The 18,070-nt window shown below is 70.8% G+C and carries 14 protein-coding genes; 5 read left to right on the top strand and 9 right to left on the bottom strand.

Features of this window, described 5'->3' with window-relative positions:
- Window positions 1–28 precede the first annotated feature (28 nt).
- From OG417_RS51600 to OG417_RS51615, 4 genes are all read left to right on the top strand, one after another.
- Window positions 29–1,144 (top strand): hypothetical protein, encoded by a 1,116-nt coding sequence (locus OG417_RS51600; protein ID WP_329246404.1) that lies wholly within the window; start codon window positions 29–31, stop codon window positions 1,142–1,144.
- Window positions 1,141–3,861: a CHAT domain-containing tetratricopeptide repeat protein gene (locus tag OG417_RS51605; protein ID WP_329246408.1), complete on the top strand. Its 2,721-nt coding sequence runs from the start codon at window positions 1,141–1,143 to the stop codon at window positions 3,859–3,861. Before OG417_RS51600 ends, OG417_RS51605 begins: the two co-directional genes overlap by 4 nt.
- Window positions 3,858–4,346: a hypothetical protein gene (locus OG417_RS51610; protein ID WP_329246411.1), complete on the top strand. Its 489-nt coding sequence runs from the start codon at window positions 3,858–3,860 to the stop codon at window positions 4,344–4,346. Before OG417_RS51605 ends, OG417_RS51610 begins: the two co-directional genes overlap by 4 nt.
- A gap of 117 nt (window positions 4,347–4,463) precedes the next feature.
- A complete protein-coding gene (locus OG417_RS51615) occupies window positions 4,464–5,027 on the top strand; it encodes a hypothetical protein (protein WP_329246413.1) in 564 nt (187 codons plus the stop codon).
- Window positions 5,028–5,152: 125 nt separating this feature from the next.
- Here OG417_RS51615 and OG417_RS51620 read toward each other — a convergent pair whose 3' ends face one another.
- The 8 genes from OG417_RS51620 to OG417_RS51655 all read right to left on the bottom strand — a co-directional run bounded on the left by OG417_RS51620 (window position 5,153) and on the right by OG417_RS51655 (window position 13,227).
- Window positions 5,153–6,277: a chitinase gene (locus OG417_RS51620; protein WP_329246415.1), complete on the bottom strand. Its 1,125-nt coding sequence runs from the start codon at window positions 6,275–6,277 to the stop codon at window positions 5,153–5,155.
- 216 nt (window positions 6,278–6,493) lie between these two features.
- Window positions 6,494–7,696: an ABC transporter permease gene (locus OG417_RS51625; RefSeq protein WP_329246416.1), complete on the bottom strand. Its 1,203-nt coding sequence runs from the start codon at window positions 7,694–7,696 to the stop codon at window positions 6,494–6,496.
- Window positions 7,693–8,394, bottom strand: coding sequence for an ABC transporter ATP-binding protein (locus OG417_RS51630; RefSeq protein ID WP_329246419.1), 702 nt, complete (start codon window positions 8,392–8,394; stop codon window positions 7,693–7,695). Before OG417_RS51630 ends, OG417_RS51625 begins: the two co-directional genes overlap by 4 nt.
- Entirely contained in the window at window positions 8,391–9,563 is a 1,173-nt protein-coding gene (locus tag OG417_RS51635; RefSeq protein ID WP_329246421.1) for an HlyD family efflux transporter periplasmic adaptor subunit, read from the bottom strand. Before OG417_RS51635 ends, OG417_RS51630 begins: the two co-directional genes overlap by 4 nt.
- Window positions 9,550–10,044 (bottom strand): hypothetical protein, encoded by a 495-nt coding sequence (locus OG417_RS51640; protein ID WP_329246423.1) that lies wholly within the window; start codon window positions 10,042–10,044, stop codon window positions 9,550–9,552. The genes OG417_RS51635 and OG417_RS51640 overlap by 14 nt, the downstream gene beginning before the upstream one ends.
- Before the next feature lie 35 nt (window positions 10,045–10,079).
- Window positions 10,080–11,285 (bottom strand): aspartyl protease family protein, encoded by a 1,206-nt coding sequence (locus OG417_RS51645; protein WP_329246426.1) that lies wholly within the window; start codon window positions 11,283–11,285, stop codon window positions 10,080–10,082.
- Between the two features lie 123 nt (window positions 11,286–11,408).
- Window positions 11,409–12,509, bottom strand: coding sequence for a sensor histidine kinase (locus OG417_RS51650; protein ID WP_329246429.1), 1,101 nt, complete (start codon window positions 12,507–12,509; stop codon window positions 11,409–11,411).
- Window positions 12,510–12,531: 22 nt separating this feature from the next.
- Window positions 12,532–13,227 carry a response regulator transcription factor gene (locus OG417_RS51655; protein WP_329246432.1) on the bottom strand — a complete coding sequence of 232 codons (696 nt, stop codon included), beginning with the start codon at window positions 13,225–13,227 and terminating at the stop codon, window positions 12,532–12,534.
- Window positions 13,228–13,361: 134 nt separating this feature from the next.
- Between OG417_RS51655 and OG417_RS51660 the strand changes: the two genes are divergently transcribed.
- Complete coding sequence (locus tag OG417_RS51660) at window positions 13,362–17,330, top strand: nSTAND1 domain-containing NTPase (protein WP_329246435.1); 3,969 nt, start codon at window positions 13,362–13,364, stop codon at window positions 17,328–17,330.
- On the opposite strand, the gene OG417_RS51665 is transcribed toward OG417_RS51660, so the two are convergent.
- Complete coding sequence (locus OG417_RS51665) at window positions 17,300–17,959, bottom strand: hypothetical protein (protein ID WP_329246438.1); 660 nt, start codon at window positions 17,957–17,959, stop codon at window positions 17,300–17,302. The genes OG417_RS51660 and OG417_RS51665 overlap by 31 nt on opposite strands.
- Window positions 17,960–18,070: the final 111 nt, after the last annotated feature.

Consider the following 18,070-nt stretch of genomic DNA (forward strand, 5'->3'; position numbering starts at 1 on the left):
GTTGCGTTCGATCCCGATCGGAGGTCTCATGGCGGTCGCCCTGGACTGGCCCTGGATTCTGACAGGTGTCCCGGACGACGGTGTTCTGGATCGGCTCCGGCGGGCTGAGCCGGGTGAGCGCGAGTCACTGCTGGCACGCCTGCGGGCAGATGCCGCCGGCGGCGATCCGGGGATGGTGAACCGCCTCGCGGTCGGGCTGTACATCGTCGGATCGGCGGATCTCGCCATCCAGACCCTGGAAGGGCTGGTCGAGGAACACCCAAGTGACACCGCGGGGTGGCTGAACCTGGCGGCGGCGCAGCTCGGCGCCGAGCGGTACGAGGCCGTCCGCCGCTCCCTCGAATCGGCCGTCGCCCATGCCTCCGAGTCGTCGCGGCGGCTGGCCGAAGATCGGCTCGCCGACTATGCCCGGTCGCAGCGCCAGGTATCCCTCGACAGAGAGCTCCTCGAGCATCAGGTCTCCGCCCTCCGGGAGCGGATCGCGCAGGGGGTGGCTCAGCCGGGTGACCGGGTCAAGTTGACCCGGATTCTGATCGGCCTGGTCAACACCGCGGGCAGCGCTGTAACCGCGGACGAGGTGCTGGTGGCTGCGCGGGACGCCTACGCGGAAGCACCCGAGGATCCCGCGACACTGGAGCTGCTCGTGGCCGCCCTCCTGCCCGCGGGAAGAGACTCCGAACTTCGGCAGGCACTGCTGGAGTTGGAACAGCGGGCGCCGCATTCCCGCGTGCTCGAACTCGTCCGCGGCCGCCGGACGGATCCGTCCTATCAGAGCGAGGTCGACGCCCGGCTGAGTCGCGGCAACAGCCTCGTCGCTCGTGCGTGGCGAGGCGATCCGGCCGCCGAGGCCGAACTGCGCGAGTGGGTGCGCCGGTATCCGAAGAACCAGAACTATCGCGTCGGCCTCATGATGGCGGCCCGCGCCCGGGAGGACTGGCGGGAAGCCGGGCGGATCGCTGACAGCCTCGCCGGGGAGGACAGCGTCGAACACGAGACGCACCTGCACATCGCGCAGTTCTACGCGCACGCGAACGATCAGCGGCGGGCTCGCCATCACTTCGCGCGGGCCTGGGAGACGGCGCGGGACGACGAGGACCGGGCGATCGTGATGGAGGCCATGGAGATCGTCGGAGTGCGCCCGTGAGCGAGCTGGCCGATCGTGTCCTCGCCGCGCTGTCAGCCGACGAGCTGGTGAACGTCCTGTGGACGGCGGCCGAGGAGTACGACCTCGACTCCCTCGTCGCCGAGCTGGAGGAGCGAGCGCATCGGCTCGAGGAGGGTGGGCGGCCCGCGGAGGCCGCGCAGGTGAAGTTCACGATCGCGCGCGTCCGCGAGCAGCGGTCCGTGATCGAGCGCGCCGGGGCCCGGCACCGTCACCTGGCTTCCGGCGGCACGGTGCGGCAGTTGTACGCCGACGATGCGGGTGGGCGCATGCCCATCGAGGCCGAGATCGCCGACCTGGCGTACCGAGACCAGGTCGATCAGGCGCTGGACCTCGTACGGCAGGCCGACCGCCTGCCGCTGCCCGCCGCCGACTACCTGGACGCCGCGGCGGCACGGCATGTGCTGGCCGACGCGCTTCGGGGGCTGGGCCGCTCCGGCGAAGCCCTGGGGGTACTCCTCTACACCTCCGCCAAGGGAGTTCCGCCCGAGCACCGGAACTCGACGCGGGCGAAGTACGCGGTGGCGCGGTTCTCGAACCTGGAGGGGCTGCTTCAGGAGGACGTCGGGTCGTACCAGCTCGGCCGGGCCTGCTACGAGACGGCGGCCGCAGCCGCGGCCGAGATCCGCGATGACCGCCTGGAGTTCCAGGCGCTGACCAACCTCGCTGCCTCTTACTGGAAGTCGGGTCGGCGCCAAAAGGCCCTGCGGGCCTTCCGGCAGCTGCTACAGCGCGCCGAGACGGCGGCGAATCCAGCCCAGACGGCCGCCACGCTCAACAACATCGCGCTGCTTTCCGATCCGCAGACCGCACGAGCGTGCTACGAGCGGGTGCTGGAGATCTTCGCCCGCCACAACGCCGGCGGGCCCAGTCAGTCCATCGCGTACTTCGGGCTCGGCGACATCGCGGCGGACGAGGAGCGGTTCGAGGAGGCCGCCGCCGCCTGCGTGGCGGGTTACCGGCTGTCGGAGGGCGGTGATCCGGGCTGGCGACGCCTGGCGACGCGGTATTTGGCGGACCGGCTGGAACGGGGGGACGGGCTGACCGACGAGCTTCTGCGAAGCCCGTTCGTCTTCCAGGCGATCGTGGAGACGATGGAGCGGGGCGATCCCCAGTTCGCGGTCTCCTTCATGCTGGGCGAGGCGCGGCTGAAGGCCTGGCAAGGCGATGACGAGGGCGCCGCGGCAGGACTCCGCGACCTGCTGGCCGGGTCAGAGATCCGCGCCCGCGGGTCGGGCCGCGATGACGAGCTCCGGGTGGCCCTGGACCTCGCCGGGATACTGGCGCGGAGTCCGGTGCCGGCCGACCACCAGGAAGCCTTCGATCTGCTGTGGCGGCTGCGCGGCGATCTCCTGAGCGCGCCTGATCCCGCCGATCGCGGGGTTGCCGTACGGACGTTCCGCCGCGTGTACGAACAGCTCGTACTGCTGCTGGCCGACAAGGGGCCCGGCCTGCGCCTGCCCGATGCCCGGCGCGCCTTCCACCTGGCCTTCGACCTGCACGAAGAAGCGAAAACCCACCCGGCGATCGGCAGGTCGGCCGACCTCGCGACCACGCCGGCGACCTTCCAGAGACTGCGTGAGCATCTCCGGGGGCGGAGTGAGCCGGCCTTCATCTCCTACCTGTGCGGGCGGGAGCGAACGGTCGTCTTCACCTACATACCGGGGAAGGACGAGCTCTCCGTACACCTGACCCCCCTGGGCGCGAAGATGATCGCCGACGCCGAGTCCCGGCTGCGGCACACCTTCAACGGCGACCCTGATCGGTTCCCGCCCCTCGCTCCGCTGCACTCGAGACGACCGGAGCGGCGCCCGCTCGTGTTCTTCGAGGAACTCTCCGAGCCGCTCCTCCCCTTCCTCGGCGACGTCTCCGGCCAGGACCTGCTCTGCATGGCCACGGACGAGCCGCTGCTGGGCCTCCCGCTGTCGGCCCTGCGCCTGCCCGGCGGCGAATACCTCGCCTCCCGGCACGCGGTCGTGTACGTCCTCAGCGCCACGATGCTCCTGAGGTCCAGGCCGGTCGAGGAGCCAGGGGTACGGGCCGCCAAAGTGCTGTGCGCGGGCGTCGCGGCACGCGAAGACCCCGAACCAGAGTCGATGGAACGCGACTCGCGGTTGTTCGACCCGGCAGCCGGCTGGGACGTCGTCGAACTCTCGGGGACCGACGTCACCAGAGAACGGGTTCTGGCGGCCCTGCCGACTGCGCGGATCGCCCATCTCACCTGCCACGGCTACCTCGATTCCCGGCAGCACCTCGACTCCGGCCTGCTGCTCGCACACGCGGGTGCACGTCCGTCGCGCCACCCCTCGACGCTCCCGGTCGACGTACGGCACGAGCATCTCCTGACGCCGAGGGACATCGCCGCCGCCTCGATGCGCCTGAGCCTGGCGACTCTGCGGGCCTGCTCCGCGGGAGCCCAGGATCGCGACAGCGACGAGGGGGTGAGCGGACTCGCCCAGTCCCTGCTGTTCTCCGGCGTCTCCGCCGTCCTGGCCCCGCTCTGGGACGTGTCCGAGGAGAGCTCGCGCCGGATGCTGGCAGCGCTCTACCGGGAACTGGCCGACGCCTCCGGCGAGCCCCTGTGGCGGGCCGTCTGGAGGGGGCAGCAAAGGATGATTCAAAGTCCCGACCGGCCGTGGGACGCACATCCCTATCATTGGGCGGCACTCGCCCTGTTCGGAAACTGGAGCCCCCTGTGACGGAAGATCTCTCGGACGAGTCCGTACTGCTGTCCCTCCAGGAACTGATCGAGGATCTCGGCTCCACCGAGACGTACATGCCGCACAGCGGTGACGAGGCCTACGCCCTGGTCGAAACGCTGCTGACCCGCGGTGGACGGCCACCGGCACGGCCCGGCGACGGCGGCCAATGGGCCCCGGCGGCACGGCGGCTCCTGGCCCATCTCAGCGCGGACGACGACACCGCCCCGCGGATGCGCGCGATCCTCGCCGACCCGCCGACCAGCGACCGGCTCGGGGCCGAGATCGCAGCGACCGACCTCGTGGTCCTCGCCGCCATCGTCACCTGGCTACAGACGAAGATCGACGTCAAGGTCAAGCACAAGGACGGTGGCTGGGAATTCGACTTCCAGCTCACCAAGAAGCCGGTCCCCGTCTCCGTGCTGCGGCGGCTGGCCGGCACCGTCAGCCGGGTTCTCGGCGGACCGACCGACCCCGACGACTGATCGCCACCGGCCGAAGAGGACGACCATCACCGATTGACCGGGGCATGCCTACCATCGAATTAGCAGGAGTGGTGAGCAGGCGCGGGAGGCGTGCGGACCAGTAGGTGAGAGGTGACCATGGGATCAAAGGCCCTGTCATCGCAGCGCGGCCCGGGCACGGAACCGGAACATGGCCGGCCGCCCCTCGTCGACCGCTGGCGCGAGTCGGCGGACCGGCACCTCGACCCCACGAAGCGGTCTCTCCTGGCGATGTGGATCTCCTTCGGCACCACCTGGGGCACCGTCCGGTTGATCACACACGGCATCCGTGGCGGGTGGCTGCCCTGGGGGAACATCTCCACGGGCGGCCGACATCTGCACCACTACAACCTCGGCATCGCCACGCTCGCCGGCGTCGGCCTGATCGCGGTTCGCGGTGACGAACGGGCCGTGGGGCATCCCGCGATCGCCGCCGCGTACGGCGCCGGCACCGCGTTGATCACCGATGAGTTCGCCCTGCTGCTGGACCTGCGGGACGTCTACTGGGCGAAGCAGGGGCGGCTCAGCGTGGACGTCAGCCTGGGCATTCTGTCCGTGCTCGGCACGTACCTGACCGCCCGGCCGTTCTGGCACGAGATCGCGACGGTGACCCGCCACCACGTCGGCTCGGCGGCCAGGCGGCGCCTGGCACCCGCCCCGTGAAGTCGGAACTCCCCGCGAGCAGGCCGGTCCCCCCTGAAGGAGCCTCGTCGGCGAGCGCGGATCCTTCAGGGGGTTCGTCGGCCCAGGTCGGCCCTGGGAAGGAGGGGGTACCGCCGCGGCGGTTCTCAGCCGGTGAACGCCTTGGCGAAGGCGTCCGCCTGCTGGTCGATGCTGCTGCACGTCGGGCCGGCGGTGCTCTGCGGGCCGCCGGGGCAGGGCTTGTCACGCGTCGCGGACCACATCGACGTCCAGGCCAGGTTCTTCTCCTTGGCGAACGCGGCCACCTTGGTCGCGTCGGCCGGCCGGAAGACCTCGGTGCTGGTGTCGTTGACGCCGATCATCGGAGTGATGGCGATCTTGCTCCAGGCATCGCCGACACCGAGGGCCTGCTCGACCTGCTTCTCCGTGGAGGTGGCCGCCTGAATGGCGTAGTCACCCATCTTGCCGTCCGGGTTCGGCGCCTGGCCGTCGCCGTAGTCCATGGCCATGATGTTCACCGCCGAGACCTCGACGCCCTTGGCCTTGGCACCCGAGACCACGTTCACCCCGTCCTGGGTGAGCCCGCTGGGCAGCACCGGCAGGGTGAGTGAGACCTCGAGCCCGCTGACCTGCTTCCGCAGCGTCGCGATGGCCTCGGCTCGCCGGTCGTTCGCGGCCTTGTCGGCGATCGCGGCGCCCTCGACGTCGAAGTCGACCTTCGTCAGGTCGAAGGTGTCGACCACCTTCTTGTACGCGGCGGCAAGGTCCGCGGCGCTCGAACACGCCTGGGCGAGGTCCACGCCGTTCGCGCCGCCGAAGGAGACCCGCACGTCGCCGCCTGCCGCACGCAGGTCGTTGATCTTCTTGGCCACCTCGTTGTCGCCCAGCTCCTGCGAGCCGCCCCACTTGGGCACGCAACCGCCGCCGGAGACGACGAACGCCAGGTTGAACGTCTTGACACCGGTCCGCTTCGCCGCGTCCACCAGGCCGTACGGCGGGTACAGGCCGACGTCGACGTACGGGGCGAAGCCGCCCGACGCCGCGTCCCGGGACAGCGTGGCCGTGGTGGTGGTCACGGCCCGCTTGTGCCGGGCGGGGTGGCCGCCGTGCCGCGCGGCGGGCTTCTGGTAGGACGCGCTGTACGCCGTCTCGGCCGGTCCGGTGCCGGTGGCGAGGAGGGCGACTCCACCGGCGCCGACGACGACGGCCAGACCGCTCGTGGCCCACAGGGCCGGCCGACGACGACGGCGCCGTGCTCGGTGCGCTCTCATGACGGATTCCTCCTTGAAAAGGCGGGGGTTTCGCGGAGTTGCGCCTGCAGGGCGGTACGACCGTACGGCGCCCGGACCCGCCGGAGGCCGGTCCTAAGGCGCACTTAAGGACGACCTGAACGCGCGCTAAACCCGCCGGCTCTCCGTGGCCGGTGGTGGAGTGCCGGCGTGCCGATGGTCGTCACGCACGTCTCAGGTGGCCAGGCGCTGGGGCGGTCAGAGCGTGCGCAGCGCCTCCGTGGGCGAGAGACGGGCGGCTCGCAAGGCCGGTAGCAGGCCGGCGATCGCGCCGATCACGATCGCGGCGCCGATCCCGCCGGCCCACGCCTCGGCCGGGATGACCACCGCCCAGCCCTTCGTGTTCGCGTAGATCGCGGTGGTCAGCGCTCCGGCCGCGACTCCGGCCACCCCGCCGAGCAACGCGAGCATGACCGCTTCGGACAGGAACTGGGTGCGGATCTGTCCCCGGGTCGCGCCGAGCGCCCGGCGCAGGCCGATCTCCGATCGCCGTTCCAGCACCGAGATGATCATGATGTTCGCGACACCTACCGCACCCACGATCAGCGCCACCAGCCCGAGCCCGAGGAACAGGCTGTTGAACGCGCCCTTCGCGGCGGCTCGCGCGGTGAGCGCGTCGGAGGGCTGGCTGACGTCGACGTCGCCGGGCGCCTCGGGGTTCGCCGTCCGCGCGAGCAGTCCCTGCACCGACTCCACCTTGTCCGTACGGGCCCGTACGTACACCGTCGTCGGAGGTCCGGCCACCGCCTTGCCCTTGTCGACGGTCGTGTAGCTGAGGTAACGCTCGGCGGCCGGGTAGCCGATCAGGGCGCTGGTGTCGATGTCGGCCGACAGCGTCGCGGGCTTCAGGATGCCGGCGACGTAGAACCACTGGTTCTTCAGCCAGATCCGTTGTCCCGGATAGACGCGATCGATGCCGAGGCGCTGCGCGGCGAGCGCGCCGAGCACGGTGACCGGCTGACGCTCGGTCGCCGGGTTCAGCCAGCGGCCCTGCGCCACGCCGGTTCCGACCACGTCGGGGAGGTTGAGGCTGGCGGTCCGTACCTTCAGCGCGTTGGTGTCGACCACCGGGATCAGCGGGCTGCGGTACACGTTCGTGTCGTCGATGGCACCGGCGTGCGCCACGTGCTCGACATCGGGCAGGTGGGAGATCCGTTGCGGCGCGGCGACCGGGAGCTGCGCCGGCCCGCCGGTGAACGACTGGCCGGTGTTGGCGGTCAGCAGGTTCGTGCCGAGCTGGTCGATCTCTTTCAGCAGCCCGGCCTGGGAGGACGCGGACAGGCCGAGCACGGCCACGATCGCCGCGGTGCCGATCGCTATTCCGAGCGCGGACAGGGCGGCCCGCAGGCGGCGGGCCCGGATTCCGATACCGGCCACGCGCAGCTGGTCGGACAGCCTCATACGCCCTCCGTTGTACGCGCCGCGCTGTCGGCGACGATCCGCCCGTCGAGGACCTGCAGCCGGCGGGGAAGCCGGGCGGCCAGCCCGCCGTCGTGCGTGATCATGAGGATCGTCGCGCCGTCGGCGTTGAGCTCGTGCAGCAGCTCGATGATGGCCGCGCCCGTCCTGCTGTCGAGGTTGCCGGTCGGCTCGTCGGCGAGCACGATGGCCGGGCGGCCGACCAGAGCGCGGGCGATCGCCACGCGCTGGCGCTGTCCGCCCGAGAGCTTGCCCGGGCGGAAGCCCGCCCGGTCCTCCAGCCCGACCCGGACGAGCGCCTCGGCGGCACGCTCGCGCCGCTCGGCGGGTCTCGCGCCGCCGTACAGCAGGCCGTCGGCGACGTTCTCCAGGACGGTGGCGTGCTCGGACAGGTGGAACTGCTGGAAGACGAAGCCGATGCTGCGCGCCCGCAGGGCGGCGAGCCGGCGGTCGGTGAGCGTCGCGACGTCTTGCCCGTCGATCCGTACGGTGCCGCCGCTGGGCCGGTCGAGCGTGCCGAGGATGTGCAGCAACGTGGACTTGCCCGATCCCGACGGGCCGACGATCGCGACCAGCTCCCCGCTCCGTACGGTGAAGCTCACGCCGCGCAGAGCGTGGACGGGGGGCTGCGTGCCGTAGGTCTTGGTGACCTGCTCCAGTTCGATGACCTTTTCGCTCATGTCGACGGCACCACCACTCGGTCACCGGCCGACAGGGCCCCGGAGACCTGCACCTGCCCGTTGGCGTCGTCGAACAGGCCCAGCGTGACCGGAACGATCCGGGTCTGGCCGCGGTTTCCCGCCGCGACCTCGACCGCGTATCCCCCGCCGGCCTGGCCGATGAGCGCGGTCACCGGCACGATCAGCGCGTGCTTGACGCCTTCGGTGCTGATCTGTACCTGGACCGGTGCCTGCTCTAGGGTTCCGGCGTCCTTCGGGTGCTCGAGCGTGATGTAGACCGGGATCGTGGCGGACGCCGAGTCGGAGTCGTCCTTGCTGGAGGATGCTGTCGCGACCGTGCCGATCCGGCTGACCACGCCGGAGGTGATCCGGTTGTCCGGCAGCGTGATCTGCGCCTGAGCCCCCTTCTTGACCTCGGACTGCTGGGAGGCGTCGAGCTTCACGATCACCTCGCGCCGGTTCGACGACGCCTCCATGATCGAACGGCCCGGGCTCGCGCTGGTGCCGTTCTTGGCCACCACCTTGCTGATCCGCAGTGGGCCGGGCAGGAACACCGCCTGGCCGAGATCCAGCCTGCCCGTCACGTCGGCGTCACGTTCGTCCTGGAGCTTCGCCAGGGCCTCTGTGGTCCCCCAGCCGAAGTAGTCAGAATCGGGGTCGAGCTCGGACTTCTTGGCGTAGCCCTCGTTCACCAGGGTCTTGTTCAGCGCCCGGACGTCCTTGCCCTCGTCGCCCGCGGCCAGGTCACGGTACGCGGGCGTGCTTCCGCAGACCAGGAACACCGGTTTCTGGTCGACCTTGTACAGCGTCTCGCCGCAGTCGATCTGGGTCCCCGTCTCCGGCACCCAGGTGTACGTCCCGCTCGCCCGGTTGATCACCGAGTACGGGGTCCCGTCGGCGCCGCCCGAGTACGACAGCGTCCCGCTCTGGCTGACCTGCGCGGACAGCGGCCCCTCCTGGACCGCCGCCAGCGACGTCCCGGTGGCGGCCTTCGTGGCGGGCTTGCCATCGTCGCCGTACAGGGCCGTCACGGCGAGAGCCACACCACCGCCGGCGGCCACGAATGCGAGCGCGACGCCGGCGCCGAGTATTCGCCGCCGGCGCGGCAGGGCCGACGCCTCAGGGGAAATGCCGGTGCTCGCCGGAGTCTCGATCTCAGCCGTTGCCATTCCCTGAGCCTCCTCCCACGTTGGCCACGTCGCGGCATGCGGTCATTGCCTTCTTGAACTGCGGTGAGTTGACGTTGATGCGGTCCCTGGGCACCTTGAGGCGCCCGTCCTGTGGGTCGGGGAAGTCCTGTATGCCGTTCTTGCGCATGCATTGGGCGAACTTCAGCCATTCCGTCTGAGCTTTGGCGACATCCTTGGAATCGTCCTTCATCCCGGGCGGCTCCTGCGATTCGCACGCCTGCTGCGCCTTCTTGAACTGCGGCGAGTTTCGGTTCGACCCTCCCGCCGCGATCACGAACCTGCCGTTCTTGTCAGGGTCGGGGAAGTTGGTCACTCCGTTCTCGCGCATGCACTGCGCGTACTTCACCGCCTGCTCCAAAGTGTTCGAGCCGGAGGAGCTGGATTTCGCGTCACCGGAGCCGCCGCATCCCGCGACGGTCAGGGCGAGGGCGGCGGCCGAGGCGGCCAGCAACTTGTTCACCGTTTTCCCTTTCCGAGGGGTATCGCGTACAAGGGTCATTTCTGCGGTCGGCCGGCTTTGCCGCGGACGATGTAGACATTCATGTCGGTGAAGTCGAGGGTGACGTTGTAGGGCTTGTAGAAGCAGTGGGAGAAGTGGGCCGAGACGTCGAACCCGTAGGCCTGCGTCACGGGCATGTTCGGGTCCGTTTCGCAGTAGGCCTTCTCGGCGACGGCGTCGCCGAGGCGGACCTCCTTCGGGTAGCAGGGGTAGGCGACGGTCGGGTGGCTGTGGGCGAAGGTCTCGATCGGGCGGTCGTAGTCGGTGCGGATCCGCAGCTGCTCGGCCGTCTCCCCGTGCATGCCCGCGACCGTCTCGCCGGGTCCGCCGAAGTTCACGCCCACCACCCGTGGGGCGGAGTCGGCGATGCTGCCCCTGCTGTGCAGCATGTGCTCACGGGCCAGCCACAGCGGCAGGGGCTTGGCGCCCGCCCGCTCGGCGTCAGCGCGTGCCTTCTTGGCCGTTTCGGCGGTCCGGCGACGCAGGATCAGCGACCGGCCCGCGTAGTCGAAGGTGGTCAGGAAGTGGTAGAAGACCCACGTGCCGATCATGCCGTCGCTGGGCCCTCCGGGCGTGGCCGGGTCGGAGTCCGACCACGACACGGGGACGTTGCGCAGTTCGATGTCGCCCAGCTTGAAGGAGTCCAGCACCCCGAAGTACTGCACCTTGGTGCCGTCGAGGTAGTCGATCCGTTGCTCGGCCACGGCGCTCAGCCCGGCCTCCTCGGCTACTTCCGTGGACATGCCCAGCCACGGCTCGCCGGTGTAGAACGTGAAGCGCTTGGCCGGTCCGCCGTTGACCGAGGCCTCCACCAGCGGTTCCGGGTCCATCTGCTGCCATGGCACCTGCGCGATGTCGCCGTGAATCCGATACGCCTCGCCGCTGACCGCCGCGAACCATTTGGCGTAGGTCTCCTTGCCGGCCGCCTGCCAGCAGGGTACGGAGCGGGAGAATTCATCCTGTCGCATGTAGAAATCGCCCAGAAGCTGGTTGGTGTCCTTGTCGCCGGGCGCGATTTCAAGGGCCATCGTGAGATACTTCTCGGCCTCGGGAAACCTGTTGGCCAGTAGCCCTACATAGCCGCGCTGGCGGGCCGCGTTCAGGTTCGTGGGGTCTTGTTTCAGGATTTCCTCATAGGCGCGGCCGGCCTGCTCGAACTTCCCGGCCTTGAACAGCGCGTCCGCGTCACTTCTGTCGTCCATGCCTCCACTCAAGACCGAAGAGTGTTGCGGTGGCGTATGCGATTTTCGATACGCCCGCGATACACGCGATCCCCGGAATCCCGGGCGTCAAGGAGTCCCTGAAGAAATCGACTCCTACCGAACTCAGTGGGCCCGGTTCGGGGACGATGTCTGCGGCGTGCCGGGAAGGCGAATGGTGACGAGGAGACCGCCGGTGGGACGGGGTGTGAGGTCGAGGGTCCCGTCGTGCGCTCGGACGATGCTGTGCACGATGGCCAGCCCGAGGCCGACGCCGGCGTGCTCGTCGGTGCGTCTGCGTTCGGTTCCGCGTTGGAAGGGTTCGGTGAGGGTCGGTACCAGTTCCGGTGGCAGCGGATGGCCGGTGTTCTCGACCCGCAGCACGCTCGCGTCGTGCCGGGATTCGGTGTGGATCGTCACGGTGCCGCCGGTGGGGAGGTTGTGGACGACGGCGTTCTGGACGAGGTTCGTCACCATCCGCAGGAGAAGCGCCGCGGAGCCGACGGCCTTCGTCGTCCCGCCGGTGACCTCCAGCGTGATCTGGCGCTGTTCGGCGAGGGGAAGCAGCGTTTCGGTGGCTTCTTCGGCGATGAGGGAGAGGTCGACGGGCTCGCGGGTGAAGACCCTGCGGTCGCTGCGGCTGAGCAGCAGGAGGGCCTCGGTGAGGTCGATCGCCCGCGTGTTGACGGTGTGGAGGCGTTCGATGAGCTCGCCCTGATCCCGCCCGGGGTCCTTGCGGGCGACGTCCAAGAGCGTCTGGGAGATCGCCAGCGGGGTGCGCAGTTCGTGGGAGGCGTTCGCGGCGAATCGCCGCTGCTCGGTGACGTGGGATTCGAGTTGTTCGAGCATGGTGTCGAACACGTCGGCGAGTTCGCGGAACTCGTCTTCGGGGCCCGCCATGCGGATCCGGTGTGACAGTGATCCGTTCGCGGCCATCCGTGCCGCGTCCGCGATCTGTGTGAGCGGAGCGAGCATCCGGCCGGCGAGGATCCATCCTCCCAGGAGGCCGAACACCAGGAGGAAGGCCAGTGTCGCGGCCGCGGCGGGGACGAAGCCGCGCAGGAGGTCGGAGCGGTTGGCCGCCACGATGATCGCGCCGCCGAACGTCCTCCGGATGGTTTTGGGGTCGGCGTCGGGTACGTGGCGCAGCACGAACACCCACACCACGGCCAGCAGGAGAGCGCCGGCGAGGAGGAGGAACCCGGCGTAGCTGATGGTGAGTTTCACCCGGGCGCTGAGCCCTGGTCGCCTATTCATGAGTGCCGCCGGGGCGGGTGGTGTCCGTGCCGGTGTCGATCCGGTAGCCGACGCCGGGCACCGTGGCGATGAGCCATGGTTCGCCGAGTCGTTTGCGCAGTGCCGAGACGGTGATGCGGACGGCGTTGGTGAAGGGGTCGGCGTTCTGGTCCCAGGCCCGTTCCAGGAGCTCCTCGGCGCTGACGACACCGCCTTGGGCGGCGACGAGGACGTCGAGCACGGCGAACTGCTTGCGGGTGAGCGCGACGTAGCGTCCGTCGCGGAACACCTCCCGGCGGAAGGGGTCCAGCCGCAGGCCCGCGATCTCGCGGACCGGGGGCCGGGCGTGCGCGCGCCTGCGGTCCAGCGCCCGCAGCCGCATGACGAGCTCGCGAAGCTCGAACGGTTTGGTGAGGTAGTCGTCGGCGCCGAGTTCGAACCCCGAAGCCTTGTCATCGATCCGGTCGGCGGCGGTGAGCATGAGGATCGGGATGCCGCTGCCGGAGGCGACGATCCGCCGGGCGATCTCGTCGCCGGAGGGGCCGGGGATGTCGCGGTCGAGGACCGCCAGGTCATAGGAGTTGACGCCGAGCAGTACCAGGGCGGAGTCGCCGTCGCCGGCGATGTCGGCGGCGATCGCCTCCAGCCGCAGGCCATCACGTACGGCTTCGGCCAGGTAGGGCTCGTCCTCCACGATCAGCACGCGCATGCCCGAAGGCTAGACAGCACGACATATCGCCGGCATATGCAAACCGGACACGCCCCCGGAACGGTGACCGCGATGCCCGATCGGCCCTGATAACACCGGTCGATGGCGACATCCGGAGCTATCATTCATGTTCGGTGAGTGACTACGAGAACGCGGTGGAGAGTCATGGCTCCTACGCGCTCTCGGTCGTACGCGTGCTCGACCACGCCGGAATGGTGGCCGGCGCCGGATTCCTGGTCGCCCCCGACGTCGTGGCCACCTGCGCCCACGTCGTGACCGTCGCCGCCGACGGCGGTCCGCCCGCCGAGCCGGTGGTCGTCGACTTTCCGATGGCGCGTGCGGCCGGCGGCCCGCCCCCGCGTGCCGTCGCGCGGGTCACCCGGTGGGCGCCCATCGAGGAGGACGGCACCGGGGACGTGGCGCTGCTGCGGCTGGAGACGGCGGTGCCGCCCGGGGCGCGGGTGCCCCCGATGCGCGGCGGCGGCGATCTGTGGGATCACGAGTTCCACGTGTTCGGCTTCCCCGCGGACATGGCCGACGGCGTGTGGGCCACCGGCCGGATCCGCGACGTCCAGGGCACCGGCTGGCTCCAGCTCCAGGGGGCGGCGACCGACCAGGGCATCGACGAGGGCTACAGCGGATCGCCGGTCTGGGACGCCACGGTCGGGGCGGTCGTCGGCATGACCGTGGCCAGGGACCGGGATCGCGCGACCACCACCGCCTACGTCGTGCCCATGGCCCAGGTGCTCGGCCTCGATCCGGACCTGCTGCCGTGCCCGTACCAGGGACTCGCCCCGTTCGACGAGGAGTACGCCGCCTTCTTCCACGGCCGCGATGAGGACGTCGGCCGGCTGGTCGCCGCCGCGCGCCGGCACTCCGTCGTCGCCGTCGCGGGCCGGTCGGGGGTGGGCAAGTCCTCTCTCGTACGCGCGGGTCTGCTGCCGGTCCTGCGGCGGGAGGGCGCGGCGATCGGCGAGTGCAGGCTGGGCCCCGATGCGGTCGCGTCGCTCGCGGCGGCGTTGGCCGGGCCGCTGAACCTCGACGCGGCGTCCCTGGCGGAGCGGCTGCGCGCCGGCGACGAGCCGCCGGCCGCCCCGCGGCCGGTCGTCCTCTTCATGGACCAGTTCGAAGAGGCGATCACCACCGACCCCGACGGCGCGCGCGAGCTGCTGTCGCTGGCCGTGTCGCTCGCCGGTGACACCGGTCTGCGGGTCGTGCTGACACTGCGATGGGAGTCGCTGGGCAGCCTGCTCACGCCGGAGCTGGCGGCGACGTTCGAGGACAGCACGGTGTTCGTCACGGCGATGAGCCGTAGCGGGCTGCGCGAGGCGATCGTCCGGCCGGCCGAGTACGCGCCGGGGCTGCACTTCGAGGACGGGCTCGTGGAGCGCATCCTCGACGACGCGGGCTCCGAGCCGGGACGGCTGCCGCTCGTGGAGTCGCTGCTGACCGAGCTGTGGAGGGGGCGCCGCGGCGGTTCACTGACGCTGCGTGACTACGAGGCGCTCGGCGGGGTCAACGGCGCGCTCATCCAGCTGGCGGAGAGGGCGGTGGTCGATCACGGGGCGGTCCGCCGGCTGCTCACGTTGCTCGCGCGGCCGGCCGGCGACGACTTCGTCCGGCGGCCCGTCGCCCTCGGCCGGCTCGATCCGGAGCTCTTTCAGACCGCGCAGCGGCTCGCCGCCGACCGGCTGGTCGTGATCGGCAGCGCGCCGGACGGCACCGCCACCGTCGAACTGGCGCACCAGGCCCTGATCGAGCACTGGCCGAGGTTGCGCGAATGGCTCATCGAGGACCGCGACTTCTTGTCCTGGCTGCACCGGCTCGATACCCACTACCAGCAGTGGAAGGCCGCCGCGCAGGACCCGGGCGCGTTACTCCGGGGAACGGCGCTCGCCGCCTCGCTGGAATGGACGCGCACGCGCGCCGGCGACGTCCCGCCGGAGGCGCATGGGTACGTACGGCTCAGTCACCGGCGCCAGCGGCGCGACGTCCGCCGGTGGCGCCTGGTCACCGCGATGCTCGCGGTGCTGGTCGTCGCGTCGGGAACGCTGGCCGCCGTGGCCGTCGACCGGGGCGAGCACATCCGCCACCAGCGCGACGCGGCGGGCGCCGAGGCGCTCGGGCAGCGGGCCGCGCAACGAGCCTCGACCGACCCCGTCACCGCCGTCCAGCTCGCGCTGGCCGCCTACCGCACCGTTCCCGAGAACCTCACCGCGCGCACCGCGCTCGCCCGCGAGTACCTCGCCATGCGATCCGTCGACGCGGTCTATCCCGGGCTCGCCCCGACGACGGTCGACGGCATGGCGGTCAGTGACGACGGGCGGACCGCGGTGACCGCCGGCGGCGACAGGATCACCGTGCTCACCGGCCTGGCCGGGGGCGCGCCGGTACGGCGGTGGGAGCCGCCCGGCATTCCGGAGGGCGCCAAGGTGCGTCTCAGCCCCGACGGCCGCAGGCTCGCCGCCACCACCCCGGGCCGGTCCGTCCTCCTGTGGGACGTCGCGCGGCGCACCGGCCCGGAGACGATGCCGACGCCCGGAGCGCTCCTCGCCTTCTCTCCCGACGGCCGGCGGCTGGCGTGGCTCGACGGACGGCACCTGACCGTCCGAGATCTCGATCGCGGCACCGACTCCGAAGACACGGTCGCGCCGGCGACCATGCTCGCGCTGACCGACGACCCCGGCCGGGTCGTGCTCGGCCACGGCCACACGCTGACCGTTTCCGGCGGTCGCCGGTTGCCGTCCGGGTCGTTCCTGGCCGCGCACGGGGCCGAGGTCGTCAGTTGCGTCAAGGGCCACGGCGTGCTGGGCCGTGCCCGGCTGACCGTCACGGCGGCCGGCACCGGGCGCCGGGTCACGGGGTTCAGCCTGATCTCCAGCGCCTGCCCGACCGACGCCGACCAGACCACCCTGAACAACGGCTTCCTGGTCGAGGACGTCGACCAGCCGGGAGGCGGCGCCGTCCTGGTCAAGGTCACCGACCTGCGCACCGGCCGCGCGTACACCGCGAGCACTCCGCCGCGGCAGGGCACCACGGTGGTGTTCCACGGCGCGACCGGGCCGGTGCTCCTGGTCGCGCAGCATGGTTCGTTGCTGCGGATCGGCCGGATGAACCCGGACTGGTTCGCGTCGCTGCCCGGCAACTGGACCAGTGAGCCGTCGGTCGACGGCAGGTATGTCATCGTCCGCCCGGTCGACGAGTCCGGTGTGGTCGAGGTGCACGACCGTACGTCAGGGGCACGCCTGGGCCGGGTGACGGTGCCCGGTGAACGCGGGCTCGAGCTGGAGCATTCGCTGCTGCTGGTCGTCCGGGAGAAGGCGGGCGTACGGCTGACGCTGTACTCGCTGCCGACGCTCAGGCAGGAGGCGGCGTACGACCTGCCGCTGCCCGGTGACACGACAGCGGAGCCGGACGTCCTCGCGGCCGTGCGGAACGGCCGGTTCGTGGTCGTCGCCGACGGCCTCCTCGCCGTCTGGGACACCCGTACGCACCGGATGATCGGCGCTCCGATGCGCCTCGGTCCGCCGGTGGCCAGGTCGGAGTTCCGGCCGGGCCATGAGGAACAGGTCGCCGTCGCCGACGGCAGCGGTTCGGTGCGCCTGTGGGACGTGACGAGCCGGCGCGTCGTCACCACGGTGCACGCCGACGCGGCGTCCGGGCCGGTGTTCGACCCCACCGGCGACCGGTTCGCGGCGCTCACCCCGCAGCACGGCGTCCGGGTGTGGCGGGTGGAGAGCGGCCGGCCCGAGGGCCCGGCGGTTCCGGTCTCGGGGATCATCGGCTTCACCTCCGACGGCTACCTGGTCGTCTCGCCGGAGAACGGCGTCGCGACCTTCGTGGACATCCACAGCGGCCAGGCGGGCGACCCGCTGGTCCTGCCCTCGTTCGACAGCGGCCAGCCGGTCAAGAGAGGGAGCCTGCAACTCGGCACCGTCAACTCGATCGTTCCCGTCGCGGTTCCGGTCGACGCCGAGCGGTGGTTCGACGGGCTCTGCGCGGCGGCCGACCGGCCGTTCACCGCGGCCGAACGCGCGCTGCTGCCCCCGGGGAGCAGCGCACGCCGGCCCTGTCACCGGCCGGGCACCAGGTCGGGGCGGTAGGCCATGATCCATTCGCCGATCCGTCCCCTGTCCCAGTGCTCGTCGAAGATCGTCAGCGGGATCGCGGTGAGCGTGTGTCCGGTGTGCGGGTCGATCCGGCGGAAGGCAATGTTCTGTCCGATCTGCGACTTGACCACGGACGGCGTTTCCGCCGCGACCTTCATGGTGGCGATGCCGATCAGCGCGGACCGCCCGCGCCGCCGGGCCGCGGCGCTCGCGAGTTCGGCCAGCAGTCGCGCCAGGACCGGGCCGAAGGTGAAGCGCCCCGCACGGACCAGGTCGGCCTTACCGAGGAAGCGAACGTGGTCCCACCTGATGTGCAGCTGCGAATGGCGTCCGGCCATGGTGGCGCCGTCCGGGGAGAGCACCAGCTCGGTCGTCCCCCAGGTCTGGTCGAACTGGTACTTCTTCACCGCGGTCAGCGCGACCACCGCGCCCGCGCTCAGGATCAGCGCGAGCGGGAGAGCGAGAGCCCCGGCGCCCAGACCGGGGAGCAGCGCCCCGAGGAGTATCAGCGTGGCCAGCCCGGTGCCGATGATCATGGGAAGGAAGCGGCGGATGAACTTGGCGAACGTGAACCTGCAGGCGAATCTCTCCGCCGACGTGAAGCCGGCCAGTGGTGCGTTCATACCGGGCTCGAGCACGGCGGGCCCGGACACGGTTGGGCCGGCACGCTGTGATAAGCGTCACATCATGACCGACACAACCGCGGGGACCCGTCCCCACTCGCCCCAGGTATG

The organism is Actinoallomurus sp. NBC_01490 (assembly GCF_036227085.1).
Classification (GTDB): domain Bacteria; phylum Actinomycetota; class Actinomycetes; order Streptosporangiales; family Streptosporangiaceae; genus Actinoallomurus; species Actinoallomurus oryzae.

Bases quoted from the DNA above. Each gene is read 5' to 3' on its own strand.
- OG417_RS51600 (WP_329246404.1), top strand. From the start codon at position 29: ATGGCGGTCGCCCTGGACTGGCCCTGGATTCTGACAGGTGTCCCGGAC.
- OG417_RS51615 (WP_329246413.1), top strand. From the start codon at position 4,464: ATGGGATCAAAGGCCCTGTCATCGCAGCGCGGCCCGGGCACGGAACCG.
- OG417_RS51620 (WP_329246415.1), bottom strand. From the start codon at position 6,277: ATGAGAGCGCACCGAGCACGGCGCCGTCGTCGTCGGCCGGCCCTGTGG.
- OG417_RS51625 (WP_329246416.1), bottom strand. From the start codon at position 7,696: ATGAGGCTGTCCGACCAGCTGCGCGTGGCCGGTATCGGAATCCGGGCC.
- OG417_RS51630 (WP_329246419.1), bottom strand. From the start codon at position 8,394: ATGAGCGAAAAGGTCATCGAACTGGAGCAGGTCACCAAGACCTACGGC.
- OG417_RS51635 (WP_329246421.1), bottom strand. From the start codon at position 9,563: ATGGCAACGGCTGAGATCGAGACTCCGGCGAGCACCGGCATTTCCCCT.
- OG417_RS51645 (WP_329246426.1), bottom strand. From the start codon at position 11,285: ATGGACGACAGAAGTGACGCGGACGCGCTGTTCAAGGCCGGGAAGTTC.
- OG417_RS51655 (WP_329246432.1), bottom strand. From the start codon at position 13,227: ATGCGCGTGCTGATCGTGGAGGACGAGCCCTACCTGGCCGAAGCCGTA.
- OG417_RS51665 (WP_329246438.1), bottom strand. From the start codon at position 17,959: ATGAACGCACCACTGGCCGGCTTCACGTCGGCGGAGAGATTCGCCTGC.